16 protein-coding genes are annotated in these 16317 nt (G+C 36.4%); 7 read left to right on the top strand and 9 right to left on the bottom strand.

Features of this window, described 5'->3' with window-relative positions:
• Positions 1–78 precede the first annotated feature (78 nt).
• Positions 79–1470, bottom strand: a complete 1392-nt coding sequence (locus ABH957_RS28390; RefSeq protein ID WP_002125290.1) for an amino acid permease — start codon at positions 1468–1470, stop codon at positions 79–81.
• Positions 1471–1735: 265 nt separating this feature from the next.
• On the opposite strand from ABH957_RS28390, the gene ABH957_RS28385 reads away from it, so the two are divergent.
• The 3 genes from ABH957_RS28385 (at position 1736) to ABH957_RS28375 (ending at position 3807) form a co-directional block, all read left to right on the top strand.
• The gene (locus ABH957_RS28385) at positions 1736–3028 is read left to right on the top strand and encodes an NCS2 family permease (protein WP_002029772.1); all 1293 of its coding nucleotides are present in this window, start codon (positions 1736–1738) and stop codon (positions 3026–3028) included.
• Positions 3029–3167: 139 nt separating this feature from the next.
• Entirely contained in the window at positions 3168–3368 is a 201-nt protein-coding gene (locus ABH957_RS28380; protein WP_113937928.1) for a helix-turn-helix transcriptional regulator, read from the top strand.
• A gap of 4 nt (positions 3369–3372) precedes the next feature.
• Positions 3373–3807, top strand: a complete 435-nt coding sequence (locus ABH957_RS28375; protein ID WP_113937929.1) for a hypothetical protein — start codon at positions 3373–3375, stop codon at positions 3805–3807.
• Between the two features lie 33 nt (positions 3808–3840).
• Here ABH957_RS28375 and ABH957_RS28370 read toward each other — a convergent pair whose 3' ends face one another.
• The 8 genes from ABH957_RS28370 to ABH957_RS28335 all read right to left on the bottom strand — a co-directional run bounded on the left by ABH957_RS28370 (position 3841) and on the right by ABH957_RS28335 (position 12170).
• Positions 3841–4278 (bottom strand): GNAT family N-acetyltransferase, encoded by a 438-nt coding sequence (locus ABH957_RS28370; protein WP_113937930.1) that lies wholly within the window; start codon positions 4276–4278, stop codon positions 3841–3843.
• Between the two features lie 14 nt (positions 4279–4292).
• Entirely contained in the window at positions 4293–4583 is a 291-nt protein-coding gene (locus tag ABH957_RS28365; RefSeq protein ID WP_113937931.1) for a DUF4022 family protein, read from the bottom strand.
• Between the two features lie 18 nt (positions 4584–4601).
• Positions 4602–6431: a monovalent cation:proton antiporter family protein gene (locus tag ABH957_RS28360; protein WP_404512771.1), complete on the bottom strand. Its 1830-nt coding sequence runs from the start codon at positions 6429–6431 to the stop codon at positions 4602–4604.
• A 269-nt stretch (positions 6432–6700) separates the two neighbouring features.
• Positions 6701–7012 carry a cytochrome aa3 quinol oxidase subunit IV gene (qoxD, locus tag ABH957_RS28355; protein WP_002063824.1) on the bottom strand — a complete coding sequence of 104 codons (312 nt, stop codon included), beginning with the start codon at positions 7010–7012 and terminating at the stop codon, positions 6701–6703.
• Positions 7013–7615 carry a cytochrome aa3 quinol oxidase subunit III gene (gene qoxC, locus ABH957_RS28350; RefSeq protein WP_002010602.1) on the bottom strand — a complete coding sequence of 201 codons (603 nt, stop codon included), beginning with the start codon at positions 7613–7615 and terminating at the stop codon, positions 7013–7015.
• 13 nt (positions 7616–7628) lie between these two features.
• Positions 7629–9563: a cytochrome aa3 quinol oxidase subunit I gene (gene qoxB / locus ABH957_RS28345; protein WP_002063826.1), complete on the bottom strand. Its 1935-nt coding sequence runs from the start codon at positions 9561–9563 to the stop codon at positions 7629–7631.
• A gap of 33 nt (positions 9564–9596) precedes the next feature.
• Complete coding sequence (locus ABH957_RS28340) at positions 9597–10472, bottom strand: cytochrome aa3 quinol oxidase subunit II (protein ID WP_002134440.1); 876 nt, start codon at positions 10470–10472, stop codon at positions 9597–9599.
• Positions 10473–10754: 282 nt separating this feature from the next.
• On the bottom strand, positions 10755–12170 hold the full coding sequence (locus ABH957_RS28335; protein WP_404493115.1) for an amino acid permease: 1416 nt from the start codon (positions 12168–12170) through the stop codon (positions 10755–10757).
• 381 nt (positions 12171–12551) lie between these two features.
• Here ABH957_RS28335 and ABH957_RS28330 point away from each other — a divergent pair, with 381 nt between their 5' ends.
• From ABH957_RS28330 to ABH957_RS28315, 4 genes are all read left to right on the top strand, one after another.
• Entirely contained in the window at positions 12552–13262 is a 711-nt protein-coding gene (locus tag ABH957_RS28330) for a C39 family peptidase (RefSeq protein WP_404457208.1), read from the top strand.
• Between the two features lie 129 nt (positions 13263–13391).
• The gene (locus tag ABH957_RS28325; RefSeq protein ID WP_404512769.1) at positions 13392–14567 is read left to right on the top strand and encodes an amidohydrolase; all 1176 of its coding nucleotides are present in this window, start codon (positions 13392–13394) and stop codon (positions 14565–14567) included.
• 1 nt (position 14568) lies between these two features.
• Positions 14569–14766 (top strand): DUF3311 domain-containing protein, encoded by a 198-nt coding sequence (locus ABH957_RS28320; protein WP_002029838.1) that lies wholly within the window; start codon positions 14569–14571, stop codon positions 14764–14766.
• The gene (locus ABH957_RS28315) at positions 14763–16235 is read left to right on the top strand and encodes a sodium:solute symporter family protein (RefSeq protein ID WP_113937937.1); all 1473 of its coding nucleotides are present in this window, start codon (positions 14763–14765) and stop codon (positions 16233–16235) included. Before ABH957_RS28320 ends, ABH957_RS28315 begins: the two co-directional genes overlap by 4 nt.
• Positions 16236–16317: the final 82 nt, after the last annotated feature.

The raw sequence follows: 16317 nt of genomic DNA, 5'->3' as shown, positions 1-16317 counted from the left end.
ATACCGTGAATTTTGTTGAGAAATATTTATATAGGCAATAAAAAATCCCTTCCAATTAATAAGGAAGGGATAGCTTGTTTAACTAATTTTTGAATTAGGTGTTTCATCGATCTTATGAAACCCTTTCATGTAATACACGATAGCTAAGCCGATAAGCCAAATTGGGCCAATGATTAATGCAATTCGTGTATCTTCTGAATACGCCATAATACCTAGTACAAGTGCGAGGAAGCCAAGTGAGAAGTAAGAGCTTAATGGATGTAAAGGCATTTTATACGTTAGCTTGTCTTTTTTCTCAGTTGGTAATCCTTTACGGAATTTAATTTGAGCGACTAATATTATACCCCAAGTCCAAATTGCCCCGAAAGTTGAAATACTAGTTAGCCATGTAAACACTTTTGCAGGAACAAGATAGTTTAATATAACGCCAACGAGTAAAACAATCGCAGTTGCTATAATACCTTGACTTGGAATGCCATTTTTATTTAAACGTCCAAATCGTTCAGGTGCTTTCTTTTGTTGTGCTAGTGTAAATAGCATACGCCCTGTACTAAATAAACCACCGTTACAAGAAGAAAGTGCAGCTGTTAATACAACAAAGTTAATAATACCTGCTGCTTTTGCAATGCCGATTTGTTGGAATGTTAATACGAATGGACTTCCTTTCTCGCCAAGTTCGTTCCATGGATAAATTGCCATCATAACGAATAATGCCCCGACGTAAAAGATTAGGATTCTCCAAAATACGTTATCGATAGCTTTTGCGAGTGTTTTCTTCGGGTTTTGAGCTTCACCAGCTGTAACACCAATTAGTTCAACGCCTAGATAAGCGAATAATACCATTTGTAAGGAAAGCAATAATCCAGAGAAGCCATTTGGGAACCAGCCCCCATGTTCCCAAAGATTTGAAATACCAGTTGCAACGCCGCCATTTCCAAATCCGAATAGAATAATACCAAAGCCAATCACTATCATACAGATAATTGTGACAATTTTAATGAGAGCAAACCAAAACTCAAGTTCTCCAAATACTTTTACTGATAAGAAGTTGAAAGCGCTCATTAATAATAGAGCGAGTAGTGCCCAAGTCCAGCGCGGGATATCTGGGAACCAGTACTGCATGTAAATTCCAGCCGCCGTAATTTCAGCCATACAAGTAACAACCCATAAGAACCAGTAGTTCCAACCAGTAATATAGCCAGCAAGTGGGCCGATATAATCATTAGCATATTTACTAAAAGAGCCGGCAACCGGTTGTTCAATTGCCATTTCTCCGAGCGCTCGCATAATGAAAAAAATAACGAGTCCAGCGATCATATAACCTAGTAAGATGGAAGGACCAGCTAGTTTAATAGCAGAAGCAGATCCTAAAAATAGCCCAACGCCAATAGCCGAACCGAGTGACATTAAAGTAATATGTCGTTCTTTTAAACCTCGATTTAAAGTTCCAGATTTGTTTGTGTGCTGCATAAGAAGAATCCCCCTTGTAGAATGAGTTGCCTAAATATTTAACTATTTCAAATTATAAAACATTTATATCTGTTATGCTACAAAAATAATCAAAATGAACTGTACTACATCTGAATTTGTCAGACTTAAACTTAAAATTCTCACTATTAGAGAATATATTGACTCTTCTTTTTATTGATTGTTAAGATTAAGTATTATATTTTCTCACATACTAGTAAGAAAAGAATGTGTGATAATAATTCAGGTGTAGGAAGGGTACATAGCCATGTTTCAATTACAAAAATATAACACTTCTGTGAAGCAAGAGCTTTTAGCGGGCATCACAACTTTTTTTACATTTGCGTATATTCTTGTCATCAATCCGAAAATATTATCTGATGCAGGTGTACCATTTGATCAAGCGTTTACGGCAACTATTATTGCGACAGTTATTGGGACGCTATGTATGGCGTTTTTAGCTAATTATCCAATTGTTATTGCTCCAGCTATGGGGATGAATGCATATTTTGCTTATTCTGTCGTTCAACAGGCAGAGGGGATTACGTATGTCATTGCGTTTTCGGCAGTATTTGTAACAGGTATCATTTTTCTTTTATTATCTTTCACTTCATTTAGGCAAAAGCTAATTATCGCAATTCCTGACAGTTTAAAACATGCAATTGCAGGTGGAATTGGACTATTTATTGCTTTTATTGGATTACGTCTATCTGGAATTATCGTGGATCATCCATCTAACTTAGTTACGATTGGTGATTTTCATTCTCCAGCCGTTATTTTAACTTTAATTGGTTTAATTTTAGCGGCAGTATTAATGGTATTACGTGTGAGTGGTGCATTATTTATTAGTATGATTGTGACAGGAATTATCGCCTTCTTTACGGGGCAACTGAAGTTTGAGGATAAAATTGTAGCGATGCCTCATTTACCAGAGGGTATTATCGTTTCAAATCCAATCAATGCTTTTTCAGATGTAATTCAGTATGGATTATATGGTGTTGTATTTTCATTTTTACTTGTACTTTTATTTGATACGACAGGTGCATTACTCGGTTTAATTAAACAAGCTGGTTTAATTACAGATAATACAGAGAAACGTTTTGGCAAAGCGTTTATTGCAGATGCGATTGGCGGAACGACAGGTTCTATCTTCGGAACAAGCCCAACAGCAGCAACGATTGAATCGTCAGCTGGTATTGCTGCAGGTGGTAAAACTGGATTAACAGGTATTGTAGTTGTTGGTCTAACGATTATAACGGCATTTTTCAGCCCTGTTATCGCGTCTTTATCAAGTGTAGCTGCTATTACAGCTCCTTCATTAATTATTGTAGGTAGTTTAATGGCACAAAGCATTCGTGATATTAATTGGAATGAATTTGAAGATGCATTACCAGCATTTTTAATTTTCGTTGGTATTCCGTTAACGTCTAGTATTGCAAATGGAATTGCAATTGGATTTTTAGTGTATCCAGTATTAAAAATTGTGAAGGGGAAAGGGATGGAAGTACATCCGTTACTATATTTATTTACAATTTTATTTGGATGTCATTTATTCTTATAGTATAGAGATAGGAAAGGGGTCTTCTTATGAGAGGCTCCTTTTTTGTGTATAATAAAGTGAAAAAAACAAATCAATTACGTAAAATATAAATTACTTAATGGAATATATATATTACAATAAAGGCAGAGGAGGAACATGAATGGCTGTAAGTAAAATAAAAGTCGCACGTGTTCAGTTAGATTTAACACAACAACAATTAGCAGAAAACGTAGGCGTCACAAGGCAAACAATTAGTTTAATTGAGAAGGGGAAATACAATCCATCTTTAGATTTATGTTTGAAAATTTGTTATGCAGTAGATAAAACATTGAATGATTTGTTTTGGGAGGAAAAGGAGTGATAGGGTGAAAATCGTGAAAGATGAACGTTTAATGATTGAGGGATTAAAACATATTAGATTGGCTTTCATCTTACAAAATGTCGTCATACTAGGCATTGTTTTTTACCGTTACGTCTTGCAAGGGGCAGGGTATGAAAGTGTTTCGGATTTATTAATGGTATTTATGGGCGGGATAATAGTTATTAACTTTTTAAACTTAAAAAATTCGGTGGAAGTGTATGAGCATACAGGGGGAGTATCTCGTAGTTATTTCATGAAACTATTATTAATTCCAGTAGGGATTGTTATTGGGATTTTAGCTATTTGTATCATTGTAACACCGGATATTTCGATAAAGGAAATTAGTATAACAGGACTTATTATGTTTGTTTGCTTTTTAATTCCTAGTTTGTTTATATACATATATATGAAAAAAATAAAAAGTGAAAAAGAAATATAAGAAAAGCTTTCTGCAATATGCAGAAAGCTTTTCTTATATTTCTTTATACATTACTTTATGTAGTCCTATTGGATCAATCTCGAAGATTTCACCATGCTCATGGAAGTCTAATCGTTTGTAATAATCCGCTACGGTAATTCGGGCATTACACCATAGAATATTTGCTTCGCGTTCTTGGAGGACTTGTTCAGCTTTACGGATTAAGGAGCTGCCAGCATGCTGGTTTCGGAAATTAGGTAATGTTGCCATTCCTCGTAGACGATAGTGGTTACCAGCTTTTAAATCAGGATGTATTTCTTTAGAGAAAGAGGCGATGCTAACAAGTTCATCATGTAGAAATGCACCTAAATGAAAGGCGTCTGTTTCGTAATCTGAATCGTATTTACAATCTTCTAATGATTGATTGGGACGCAAAACCTTTTGGCGTAATAAGTATGTTTCAGATGCATCAATATGTTTCACTGTAATCATAATATCACCCTTTCTTATAAGCCTTTTTCTATAAGTTGTAAGAAGAAATATGCGGGTGCAACGAGAAGTCCTAGTATGCTAGCTGTTCCGAGAAGGAGTGAAATTAAGAGACAAAAGTACTTAATTCCATTCGGTTTTTTCCATCCATAACTACAAATTTCAATGCTAATACCGATGAGAATAATGGCGACGAGTACTTCTGCTAATAATAAGAGAGCTAAAGTTGAAATAGACATAATGTGATTCATCCCCATAATATGTGATAGTAACATTTTACCATATAAAATTGAAAAAATGCCCCTCATTTATGTGAGGGGCATTTTCTATTCTAATATGTTTTTCATTGTATCAATATGTTCTTTTGAACCCGTTACAAGTAAAGTATCGCCATGCTGTAACTTCGTATCACCATGTGGTATTAATGCTTTATTACCACGGTAAATTTGAATGACAAGTACATCACCTAGAAACGGAAGGCGACGAAGTGCTAAGCCGTTATATTTATTACTCCGTAGTTCAACCTCACGCACCGTTTCATTTGCTGTTGTAATCAAGCGAACGAGACTCGGTTTATCAATAAGTGCACGTAATAAAATACGTGTAGAGTTAATAGTCGAGAATACAGCGATATGTTCTTGAGTCGCTTTTTCTTGTAGAAGGGGATCTTCTACACTTGCGATGACGTGTTCAACACCTAATTCTTTTGCGTGTTCTGCTAATAATAAGTTTTGTTCATCATCACTTGTCGCAACAACAACACGGTCTGCTTCGAAAGCTTGTTGCTCCATTAAAGATTGAATAGTAATATCATCTAATTTTACAATAGGGAAGTCATGAGATTTCGCTTCCTCATCATTTATTTTATTTTGACGTATCATATATAGTGTTACGTCATAATCTTCACGTTTTAAATCAAGTGATAACGGAAGGGTAATTCTGCTTGCACCAATAATAGATACTTTCGGTTTTGGTGTTTCCACTTTTGGAAACATCTTTTTAAATAATATAGGTGCAAAAATACAAGTAATAACTGCACTTAAAATAAGAGATGCTGATAAACTTGGGCTAATGATGCCTAGCTTTTCACCGATTTGTGCAGCCGCAATAACTAAAGAAAGTGTTGATGTTAACAAAATAGCACTTCCGAGTACGATATTGCGTGGGTACCATTTTCGTAAGACGAGTGATGGCAACAGTTTTGAAATAAAGAGTCCCACAATTAGAATTGGGATCATTAGCATACTAGAAGGCTCGTTAAAAATAGACCATACTTCTAGATTTACACCAACCATTACGAAGAAAATAGGAATGAAGAAGCCATATCCGATGGAATCAAGTTTTTCAACCATATCTTCATTTGGTGATAATAAAGATACGAGTACACCTGCTAAAAAGGCTCCCAAAATATTTTCTGCCCCAACAGATTCAGATAATCCAACTAATATTAAGATGAGTGCAAAAACAGCTCGTGTATCAATTTGTACACTACCGGCTTTTAAGCTTTCTAGGTATGGAATATTTTTAAACCGTCTTGCGACAAAGTAAATTACAATACCAGCACCGAATAGAAGAAGTAGAAGCCACATGCTTTGGCCACTTTCGGAATTTAATCCGACGAATATAGCGAGTAAAATCATTGTAACTAAGTCTGCAATAACAGCGATTAATAAAATGATTTGCCCGATTGCGGTTTTTCCTAAGTTATTTTCTTTCAATGTTGGTACGACAACACCTAAAGAAATAGTTGAAATAATTAAAGTCATGAACATTGCATTGTCTACGAATCCTAGCCATACGAATATTAATGATAGGGCATAAGATAAAATGAAAATAAACAAGAAGATAATGCTTGCTGCTTGGAATGTGTTCGGTTCGTTTGTCGTATTCTTTTTCCCTTTTTGTTTAAAGATCGAAAAGTCAATTTCTAAACCACTTAAAAACATTAGGAAGATAAACCCTAGTGTTGATAAGACTTGAAGCCACATATCGGGCTCAATGATGTTAAATCCACTTTTACCTACAAAGATTCCTGCGATAATTTCTGCAACAACGACAGGAAGTGCTTTTAATTTAAAGCGCTGTAACAAAAGGGGAACGAAAAACGCGATTGCGACGACAACCATAAGTGATAGAACAGAAGAATGATGTTCCATTGCGTTCTCTCCCTTCAAATAAATATAGTAACTATTTAGCCATATAATAGGAAGAAAAGCAACGGATATGGTTTCGATTTCATAAAGAAAGAGTTTTCTTAACATTTGTCATAATAAGTATATCTTTCATGATTTTGTTGTTAATTCCGTAATGTGGATGTAATAGGGGGAGGGGATAAAGTGAAACTTTAATCAGTGGGGGTCTTACTGCTCGTTAATGCGGGATAAAAAAAGACTGCTGAGGAATCCCAGCAGTCTTTTCATGCAAATTACATTGAGAAGAAGATCCATACAGTAAGACCAACTGTTGCAGCTGCAACGAAGAAACTGTATATCATTGTAAGAATTTGAATTCTTCCTTCTCCTTCTTTTAAATGCATGAACATAATTAATTGTAATAAAGCTTGCGCAACAGCCATTATGATAATAGTTGTTAATATCGTTGAAAGTGGCAGGGTTGTATAAAGTGCCACGTATAAAGCTAGAAACGTTAGTGCAAGCGATAAAATAAATCCGAAAACGTGTGACCATGGGAATCCGCTATGCCCATGTCCGTTTGCTTGGTTGTTATTTTGACCCATTTACGCCACCATCCCGTTCAAGTAAACTAGTGTGTAAATAAAGACCCAAACAAGATCAAGGAAATGCCAGTATAAGCTGATAATAAATACTTTACGAGCTGTAACTGGTGTTAAACCTCGTTTTAAAATTTGGATAATAACACAAGTTGCCCAGATGATACCACCTGTTACGTGGGCACCATGCGTTCCAAGAAGAACGAAGAATGCCGATAAGAAAGCACTTGTTTGAATCGTTGCACCTTCACCAATGTACATAATGAACTCTTCGATCTCGAAGAATAGGAAACCTGCACCTAAAAGTAAAGTTAGTATAAACCAGGCTAACATTCCTTTTTGATTGTGTTTACGCATTTCATGAATTGCGATACCACATGTGAAACTACTTGTTAAAAGTAGTAGTGTTTGAATTAAAAGCGTTTTAAGTTCAAACAGTTGCGCTGGTGTTGGGCCATCTGCCGTACGACCAGCAAGGACTAGATAAGAGGCGAAAAGTGTTGCGAACAGCATAATTTCAGCCCCAAGAAAAATCCAGAATCCTAGGATATTCAACCTGCTTTGCTCGGATTGATATTCCAAAGGTAAGCTTTTATCTAAAGCCGCCATGTCATTTCACCTCTCATGCTATATGTTCTGTTTCTTTAATTTCATCAACGCTTACGTAGTAGCCATCATCATAATCGAATGAACGATAGATTAAGCAACCTAAAATACCAATACCACCGATTGCTGCAATCCAGAACCAGCTAAATACTAATGCAAAACCTGCAAGACCGAAGAATAAAGACGCAATAATAGGCACACCAGAATTACTTGGCATGTGAATTGGTTTTAATTCATCTGCTGTTGGTGTAATTGTTTCTCCACGTTTTTTCATGAACCAGAAAGCATCAGCTTCTTTAATTTCAGGAAGTTTCGCGAAGTTGTAATGTTGTACAGGAGATTGAGTTGCCCATTCAAGTGTACGGCCGTCCCATGGATCTCCAGTTGTGTCACGCTCACCGTGACGTGCACTCCAAATTACGTTATAGCAAAGGATTAGGAAGCCAATAGCCATCATTACAGCACCAACAGATGCGATTTGGTTTAGCCAGCCCCATCCAAGACTTTCAGAGTAAGTGTACATACGACGAGTCATACCGTCTAAACCTAAGAAGTACATTGGGAAGAAACAGATGTTAAATCCGCTCATAAAGATCCAGAATGTCCATTTACCTAGGCGTTCATTTAACATATGACCTGTCATTTTTGGATACCAGTATGTGAATCCAGCAAGCATAGCGAATACTGTACCTGCGATTAATACGTAGTGGAAGTGAGCAATTAGGAAGTAGCTGTTATGGTATTGATAATCAGCTGCTGCCATTCCAAGCATAACCCCTGTAACTCCACCAACTACGAAGTTTGGAATAAATGCCAATGACCAAAGCATTGGAACTGTAAAACGAATACGTCCTTTATACAGTGTAAACAACCAGTTAAAGATCTTAACACCGGTTGGAATCGAAATCGCCATTGTCGAAATCGAGAAGAATGAGTTAACCGCTGGACCTGCACCCATAGTGAAGAAATGGTGAAGCCATACGACGAAACTTAGTAAAGAAATTGCAACCATCGAGTACACCATCGCACTGTAACCGAATAGACGTTTACGTGAGAATGTACTAATGATTTCAGAGAAAATACCGAATGCCGGTAAAATAACGATATATACTTCAGGGTGACCCCATACCCAGAATAGGTTGGCCCATAACATCGGCATACCGCCGCTCGCCATCGTAAAGAAGTGAGCATCGAATAGACGGTCAAATGTCATTAATGCAAGAGCAACTGTTAATACTGGGAAAGCGAAAATAATGATAATTGTTGTAATTAAGATTGACCAAGTAAACATTGGCATTCTCATTAATTTCATGCCAGGTGTACGCATTTTTAAAATAGTAACTAGGAAGTTAATACCTGTCATTAACGTACCGAGACCTGAAATCTGTAATGCAATTGCGTAGTAGTTATTTCCTACACCAGAAGTAAACTCTGTACCTGCCATTGGGAAGTAAGAAGTCCACCCAGCGTCTGGAGAACCACCGATTACGAAAGCGATGTTGAATAACATTGCTCCGACAAAGAATAACCAGAAACTTAAAGCATTTAAGAACGGATATGCAACGTCACGAGCACCAATTTGTAATGGTACTACAAGGTTCATTAATCCCATAACGAATGGCATTGCCATGAAAAGAATCATTACTGTACCATGTGTTGTAAAGATTCCGTTATAGTGTTCAGCGTTTAAATAAGTTGTTTCTGGGAATGTTAACTGTGCACGGATCATTAAACCATCCATACCACCACGGAATAACATTATAACGGCAGAGATAATATACATGGTCCCTATTTTTTTATGGTCAACAGTTGTCAACCATTCATCCCAAAGCCATCTCCATTTTTTGTACTTTGTTAGTACGAAAAGAATCGCTAATGTCACAAGAACGATAGAAGCGTCAGCTCCGTAAATAATCGGGTCACCTGTGACAAAAAATTCATCAAGCTTCACTGTGTTCACTCCAATCTGTTGGAATAATAGCTATTATTTTTTGTTTTTGTAGTAGTTGTAATCACAATATTCAAGTGATTTTGGATCTACATAACTTAAGTGGTGACTAGAGAACGTCATACGCCCCACTACACCAGGTTTAATAATTTCGTTGTATTTCTTTTCTGATAATTTAGGGGCAGTTTCTTGTACTTCTTTTACCCACTTATCATATTTCTCTTTAGTTTTTGCTTCAACTTCGAACTCCATGTGAGTGAATCCTTCACCAGAGAAGTTCGAACTACGACCTAGGTAAGAACCTGGCTTGTCAGCTTGTAAATATAAGTCCATGATCATGCCATCCATTGTATACTTCATACCACCAAGTTCTGGTACCCAGAAAGCATTCATTGGACCGACAGAAGTCAGCTTAAATTGAATTGGTACACCAGCTGGGATGTTTAAATAGTTAACGGTTTCAATTTTTTCCTCCGGGTAACTAAATAACCATTTCCAGTTTGCAGATGTAACATAAATTTCAACTGGTTTAATATGTTTGGACTCTTGCGGAACCTCTTCCGAAGCATAAGTTGCTTTAACTGTTGGAATCGATAATGCGATAACGATAATAACAGGAATAATTGTCCAAATGATTTCTAATAATGTGTTACCATGTTGATCAGGTGGCTCATAGTCCATATTCTCTGGTTTTTCACGATAACGAATCAAGATGACTGTAAACAAGATGAATACAATTGCGATAATTAATGACATAAGCAAGAATGACCAAACAATTAAATCATACTGTGCTTTTGCAACAGGTCCTTGCGGATTTAATACTGCGAGTTTCTTATCACAGCCACCGAGGAACAGAAGTAATGATAACGGAAGAAGTGAAGCCAACTTCCAAAACGTTTTCTTTAGTTGCACGATTGAAAATCTCCTTTCTCCTTGGATTGAAACTATGCCAATAAAACAATATAAACCTATTAATTTATAGAAGGCAATAGTTTTTGTCATATTGTTAAAAAATAGACACAAATGCACACTTTTTAAGGTGAATATCATTTGTAACTTGATAACATTGTAAACTATTTTCCAGATAAAAACATGATTGTGGAAATTTTAAGATAAATAAAGTTATACCAAGATATCCAAGAAATAGAAAAAAGCTATCTTATTATAAGGAAGATAGCTGAATGTTTTGTATATTTAGTTTATTTCCTGAGTTATATTTTTTTTCTGTTCAAATGTGACAACTTTTTTATATTTCACTTGGTATAAAATGTAACAAATGATCATAAATGGAATACCGCAATAAAGAGCAATTCTCTGATCTGGAATGAAAGCTAAACTAACAAATGTAAGGAAATTGAGTGAGAAAGCTACGATTGGAACTATTGGATAAAGTGGTGTGCGGTATTTTAAATCATTTATGTCGCCGCCATTTTTCACGAAATTTCTACGGAAGAAAAACTGTGAAGCTGCAATCGACATCCAAACAACAACAGCAGCCATTGCTGCAATAGAAGTTAAAATTAAAAAGACAGTATCTGCTGCAAATATACTTGTTAATAAAGAAAGGCTTGCGAAAATTAGACTGAAAATTAACGCATTTAGTGGTACACCTCTTTTAGTTAACTTCGTAAAAGCTGGACTAGCCATTCCTTGTTTTGCCATTGCCCAAAGCATACGAGAATTTGCGTATAGGCCAGAGTTAGCTACGGATAATACAGCTGTAATAATAACAAAGTTCATAATGTCCGCTGCATAAGGGATACCAGCCACATCAAATACAAGTACAAATGGACTTTCAACTAGATTAGCCTCTTGCCACGGGAGTAAACCGACAACAACTGAAATTGCTAGGACGAAGAAGAATAGAGTTCGCCAAATTGTATTTTTGATTGCTTTTGGAATTGTTTTTTCAGGATTTTCACTTTCTCCTGAAGCGATTCCGATTAGTTCTGTTCCTTGGAAGGAGTAATTGACTGTAATCATCGTAAGAAGAACAGCTAATGCACCGTTTGGAAATAGCCCGCCATTTTCAGTGAAATTGTGAAGCATCGGAGCTGGTTTTCCGTTAAAGTCGAGTAGACCGAACATAACTGCACCACCGAGTACGATGAAAATAACAATTGTTGCGACTTTTACACTTGCGAACCAAAATTCCGTTTCTGCATATGCTTTTGCTGATAAAGCGTTCACAAGGAAGAGTGCTGCTGCAAATGTAACACACCAAATCCAAGAAGAAACGTCTGGAAACCAGCGTTTCATTAAAATGCTAACAGTCGTTAACTCTACTCCAACTGTAACAGCCCAATTTAACCAATACATCCAACCGACAACAAATCCAAAACCAGGTGAAATAAATTTGCTTGCATAGCTTTGGAATGAACCTGCTTCTGGCATAGCCACTGACAATTCACCAAGACATAACATCGTTAAATACATAACGAAACCACCGACTAAAAATGCGAGAATAGCTCCGCCTGGTCCTGCATTATGGACGATTTGTCCAGAACCCATAAATAATCCCGTTCCAATGACTCCGCCAAGTGCGATCATGAATAGGTGTCTACTTTTCATTGTTCGTTTTAGATCTGTTTGTTCTACTTGTTGATTCATATGCCCCTCACCCCATATTTTCTTGTATGTGTTAACTTGATTTCATTCTGGGTTTTTAATCATTAGTGGGGGATGAAAAACATACTCGGCTTATTTTGTTGTGAACTGAGTATGTAAAAGATAACTATGACTAAATACCTTAGAATGTTTATTAACCTAGTGAAATAAAATCGATTACTTCACTAGGTTAATGATTTTTATTTTAGCAAAAAATTCTGAAAAAGTATATCGTTTTTTCTTTTTATTAAAAATAATTAGAATTTTACAACGATATAAGTGTGAATAATAATTCACAGAATCTTTCTAGCAAACTAGTAAGAAGAAAGGTACAATGATAAGAGTTGTGTCTGTAAAATAATAATTAATGGAGTTTTGTTTATAATGAAAAAGCTAAAATATCTTTTTGTTTTTGGAATTATACTAGCTGCCGCGTTTTTTATAGGGAAAGATAAAATTATACAAAAGGCGCAAGTGCTACGCTTAGATTTTCTATCTGAAATGAAAGAAGCGGCTATGATTGAAGATGTTCCATTTATAAAACAATTACCAGAATTACCTCGTGGATGTGAAGTGACAAGTTTAGCTATGCTACTACAACATAAAGGTGTACAAGTAGATAAGATGCAACTTGCTAGCGAAATTCATCGTGTTCCATTTGAACAAAATGGTTTGCGTGGAAATCCTTATGAGGGATTCGTTGGAAATATTTACACAAAAGCTGAGCCGGGATACGGTGTATATAATCAACCGATTTTTAATTTAGCAGAAAAGTATGTTCCTGAAAAAGTAATTAATTTAACGGGTAGAGACGTGCAAGATCTATATAAAGTAATTAGTTCTGGCTCTCCAGTATGGGTTATTATTAATACAACGTTTAAGCCGCTAGCTGAAAGTAGTTTTGAAACATGGAATACAAGTTCTGGTGAAGTGAAAATTACATATTTTGAGCATAGTGTAGTAGTGGTTGGATACGATCAAAACTTTGTATATGTAAATGATCCTCTAAAAAACAATCCACGTTTCGCTGTTCCTCGTGCTGAATTTGAAAAGGCATGGGAGCAAATGGGGAAACAAGCAATTACTATTTTATAAAATGAAAAGTCATCTTGCGATGGCTTTTTCTTTTTGAATATTTATTATAGAAAATTCTGAAAATTCTTTTAGAAGTTAACAATTCACGCTATAATAACATTTAACTTGGTAAAGAAGGGGAGAAGAGAAATGGATGTTGCAAAGGAACTTGTTTTATCAAAGAATCAGTTGATTGAGTGGAGAAGGCATTTTCATAAGTATCCAGAGTTATCTTTTCAAGAGGAAAAAACATCTCAATTTGTATTCGACATACTTCGGGAAATCCCGTATTTAGAAGTCTCAAGGCCTACTAAATATAGTGTAATGGCAAGGTTAATTGGTAGGCAGCCTGGTAAAACTATCGCGGTTCGTGCTGATATGGATGCTCTTCCTATTCATGAAGAAAATAAGTTTGATTTTATTTCTATATATCCAGGTGTGATGCATGCGTGTGGTCACGATGGTCACATGGCAATATTGCTTGGTGTAGTACATAAGTTGGTAGAGGAAAGAGAGAAAGTTAAAGGAGAGATTCGCTTTTTATTTCAACATGCAGAAGAAAACTTTCCGGGCGGTGCAGAGGAAATGGTCGCAGCGGGAGTGATGACAGGTGTGGATTACATTATTGGTGCTCATCTTTGGGCGTCATTAGAGGTTGGAAAAGTAGGTGTAATTTATGGTCCTGCGATGGCGGCGCCGGACGTTTTTAAAATTACGATAGAGGGAAAAGGTGGGCATGCTGGAATTCCGCATGAAACAGTTGATAGTATCGCCATTGGTGCGCAAGTAGTTTCGCAAATTCAGCAAATTGTATCTCGCCTCACGAATCCGTTAGATTCTCTCGTAGTATCTGTTACACAATTTCATTCTGGGACAACTCATAATGTTATCCCGGAACAAGCGGAGATTGAAGGGACAGTGAGAAGTTTAAGGCATGAATTAAGAGAAGAAACAAAGAAGAAGCTTGAAAGGATTGTAAAACATATTACAGAATCCTACGTTGCTAAGTATACATTTTCTTATGAATATGGATATCGCCCAGTTGTGAACGATTATGAAGTTACAGAGCTTATTGAACATACAGCATTACAGCTTTATGGAAGAGAAAGGGTTGTTCGTTTACAACCAACGATGGCAGGAGAAGATTTTTCAGCATTTTTACAAAAGGCACCAGGGACGTTCTTTTTTATAGGGGCAGGAAATGAAGAGAAGGGAATTGTATATCCGCATCATCACCCTCGTTTTACAATTGACGAAGACGCATTACCAATTGGAGTGGAAGTCTTTGTATCATCCATTATGAATTTTATAAGTAAAGGAGAATGAGATGAAGAAAATACACGTGCTAGCACTTATCCCAGTTCTTTGTTTAGTAGTTGGACCAGTATTTGCAAATTCGGTCACTCCTTACGTATGGGGGATGCCATTTTTATTATTTTGGGTACTATTATCAGTGCTCATTACGTCTCTTTGTATGGGTCTTGTGTACGTATTCGATCCTGCTAATAAGGGGGACGTAAAATGACTGCATTATTTATCATTATTATATTTTTGTTTCTCGCACTATTTTTAGGAATTCGGGCACAACATGGAAAAGATATGAATTTAGAACAATGGTCAGTTGGAGGAAGAGGATTTGGAACTATTTTCGTTTTTCTCCTTATGGCAGGGGAAATTTATACGACGTTCACATTTTTAGGAGGAAGTGGCTGGGCTTATAGTAAAGGAGCTCCTACATTTTATATTTTAGGGTATGGTGCATTAGCTTATATTTTATCGTATTTCTTATTGCCTCCAATTTGGAAGTATGCAAAAGAACATAACCTCATTTCACAATCAGATTTCTTTGCGAAGAAATACAGGAGTAAGACGCTTGGGGTAATTGTTTCAATTATTGGTGTTATTTCGATTATCCCGTATCTTGTTTTGCAATTAAAGGGATTAGGAATTATCGTTTCGGAAGCTTCCTATGGAAGAGTGACACCTGTTATTGCGGTATGGATTGGTGCTATTGTTATAACTATTTATGTAATGGTTTCAGGTATACATGGATCGGCTTGGACAGCTGCTTTGAAGGACATTATGATACTATTCATCGTTATGTTTTTAGGTATATATTTACCGTATCACTATTACGGAGGATTTCAACCGATGTTTGAAGCTGTAGAAGCTGCAAAACCAGGTTTTTTATCTTTACCTGAAAAGGGAATGAGTATTTCTTGGTTTGTTTCTACTATTATATTAACGGCTCTCGGTTTTTATATGTGGCCTCATACATTTGCCTCAGCTTTCTCAGCGAAAAGTGAAAAAGTATTTAGGAAAAATGCAGCAATTATGCCTCTCTATTCTTTAGTTTTGCTTTTTGTGTTCTTTGCAGGTTTTGCTGCTATCTTGCAAGTTCCAGGGTTAAAGGGAGCGGATGTAGATCTTTCATTATTCCGTCTGGCTCTTCAAACGTTTGATCCTTGGTTTATTGGGATTATTGGTAGTGCGGGGGTGTTAACGGCATTAGTTCCCGGTTCCATGCTTGTTATGGCCGCTTCTACATTATTAGCAAAAAATATTTATGGAACGATGGTACCATCCGCCTCTGATAAACAAGTTGCAAAAGCAGCTAAGCTATTTGTACCTGTCGTGACGCTTATTGCCGTATTATTTACCTTTAAAGGTGGAGAGACGATAGGTGCTCTTCTTTTAATGGGATACAGTATAGTTACGCAACTTTTCCCTGCGCTTGTATGTAGTTTGTTTCCTCGTCAAATTATTACGAAACAAGGTGCGATTGCGGGGATGGGAATTGGGTTGTTAATTGTCGCATATATCACCTTATCTGGTTCTACTATAGCTACGATGTTCCCGGGTGTCCCGCAGTATATGAAAGATTTGAATGTAGGTATAGTCGCGTTGTTAGTTAACATTATTGTGATGCTTGTAGTTAGTGGATTCACAAGAAATGTATCTGTAAAGACCGATAATATAATAGTAGAAAAGTAATTCGTATGTTAGAGCTATCTTCGAAAAGAGATAGCTCTTTTTTGTATATATTTTCTTCTATTAGCGGAATCTAACTAAAAAC

It is taken from the genome of Bacillus sp. RC242 (assembly GCF_044908245.1).
Taxonomy (GTDB): Bacteria; Bacillota; Bacilli; order Bacillales; family Bacillaceae_G; genus Bacillus_A; species Bacillus_A mycoides.
Note: the sequence above shows the minus strand (reverse complement) of the source record. Positions and strands in the feature narration are given on the sequence as shown.

What these genes read in the sequence shown, in the direction of transcription:
- ABH957_RS28390 (WP_002125290.1), bottom strand. Translation starts at nt 1,470, where the DNA reads ATGCAGCACACAAACAAATCTGGAACTTTAAATCGAGGTTTAAAAGAA.
- ABH957_RS28385 (WP_002029772.1), top strand. Translation starts at nt 1,736, where the DNA reads ATGTTTCAATTACAAAAATATAACACTTCTGTGAAGCAAGAGCTTTTA.
- ABH957_RS28380 (WP_113937928.1), top strand. Translation starts at nt 3,168, where the DNA reads ATGGCTGTAAGTAAAATAAAAGTCGCACGTGTTCAGTTAGATTTAACA.
- ABH957_RS28370 (WP_113937930.1), bottom strand. Translation starts at nt 4,278, where the DNA reads ATGATTACAGTGAAACATATTGATGCATCTGAAACATACTTATTACGC.
- ABH957_RS28365 (WP_113937931.1), bottom strand. Translation starts at nt 4,583, where the DNA reads ATGAGGGGCATTTTTTCAATTTTATATGGTAAAATGTTACTATCACAT.
- ABH957_RS28360 (WP_404512771.1), bottom strand. Translation starts at nt 6,431, where the DNA reads ATGGAACATCATTCTTCTGTTCTATCACTTATGGTTGTCGTCGCAATC.
- qoxD (WP_002063824.1), bottom strand. Translation starts at nt 7,012, where the DNA reads ATGGGTCAAAATAACAACCAAGCAAACGGACATGGGCATAGCGGATTC.
- qoxC (WP_002010602.1), bottom strand. Translation starts at nt 7,615, where the DNA reads ATGGCGGCTTTAGATAAAAGCTTACCTTTGGAATATCAATCCGAGCAA.
- ABH957_RS28335 (WP_404493115.1), bottom strand. Translation starts at nt 12,170, where the DNA reads ATGAATCAACAAGTAGAACAAACAGATCTAAAACGAACAATGAAAAGT.
- ABH957_RS28330 (WP_404457208.1), top strand. Translation starts at nt 12,552, where the DNA reads ATGAAAAAGCTAAAATATCTTTTTGTTTTTGGAATTATACTAGCTGCC.
- ABH957_RS28325 (WP_404512769.1), top strand. Translation starts at nt 13,392, where the DNA reads ATGGATGTTGCAAAGGAACTTGTTTTATCAAAGAATCAGTTGATTGAG.
- ABH957_RS28320 (WP_002029838.1), top strand. Translation starts at nt 14,569, where the DNA reads ATGAAGAAAATACACGTGCTAGCACTTATCCCAGTTCTTTGTTTAGTA.
- ABH957_RS28315 (WP_113937937.1), top strand. Translation starts at nt 14,763, where the DNA reads ATGACTGCATTATTTATCATTATTATATTTTTGTTTCTCGCACTATTT.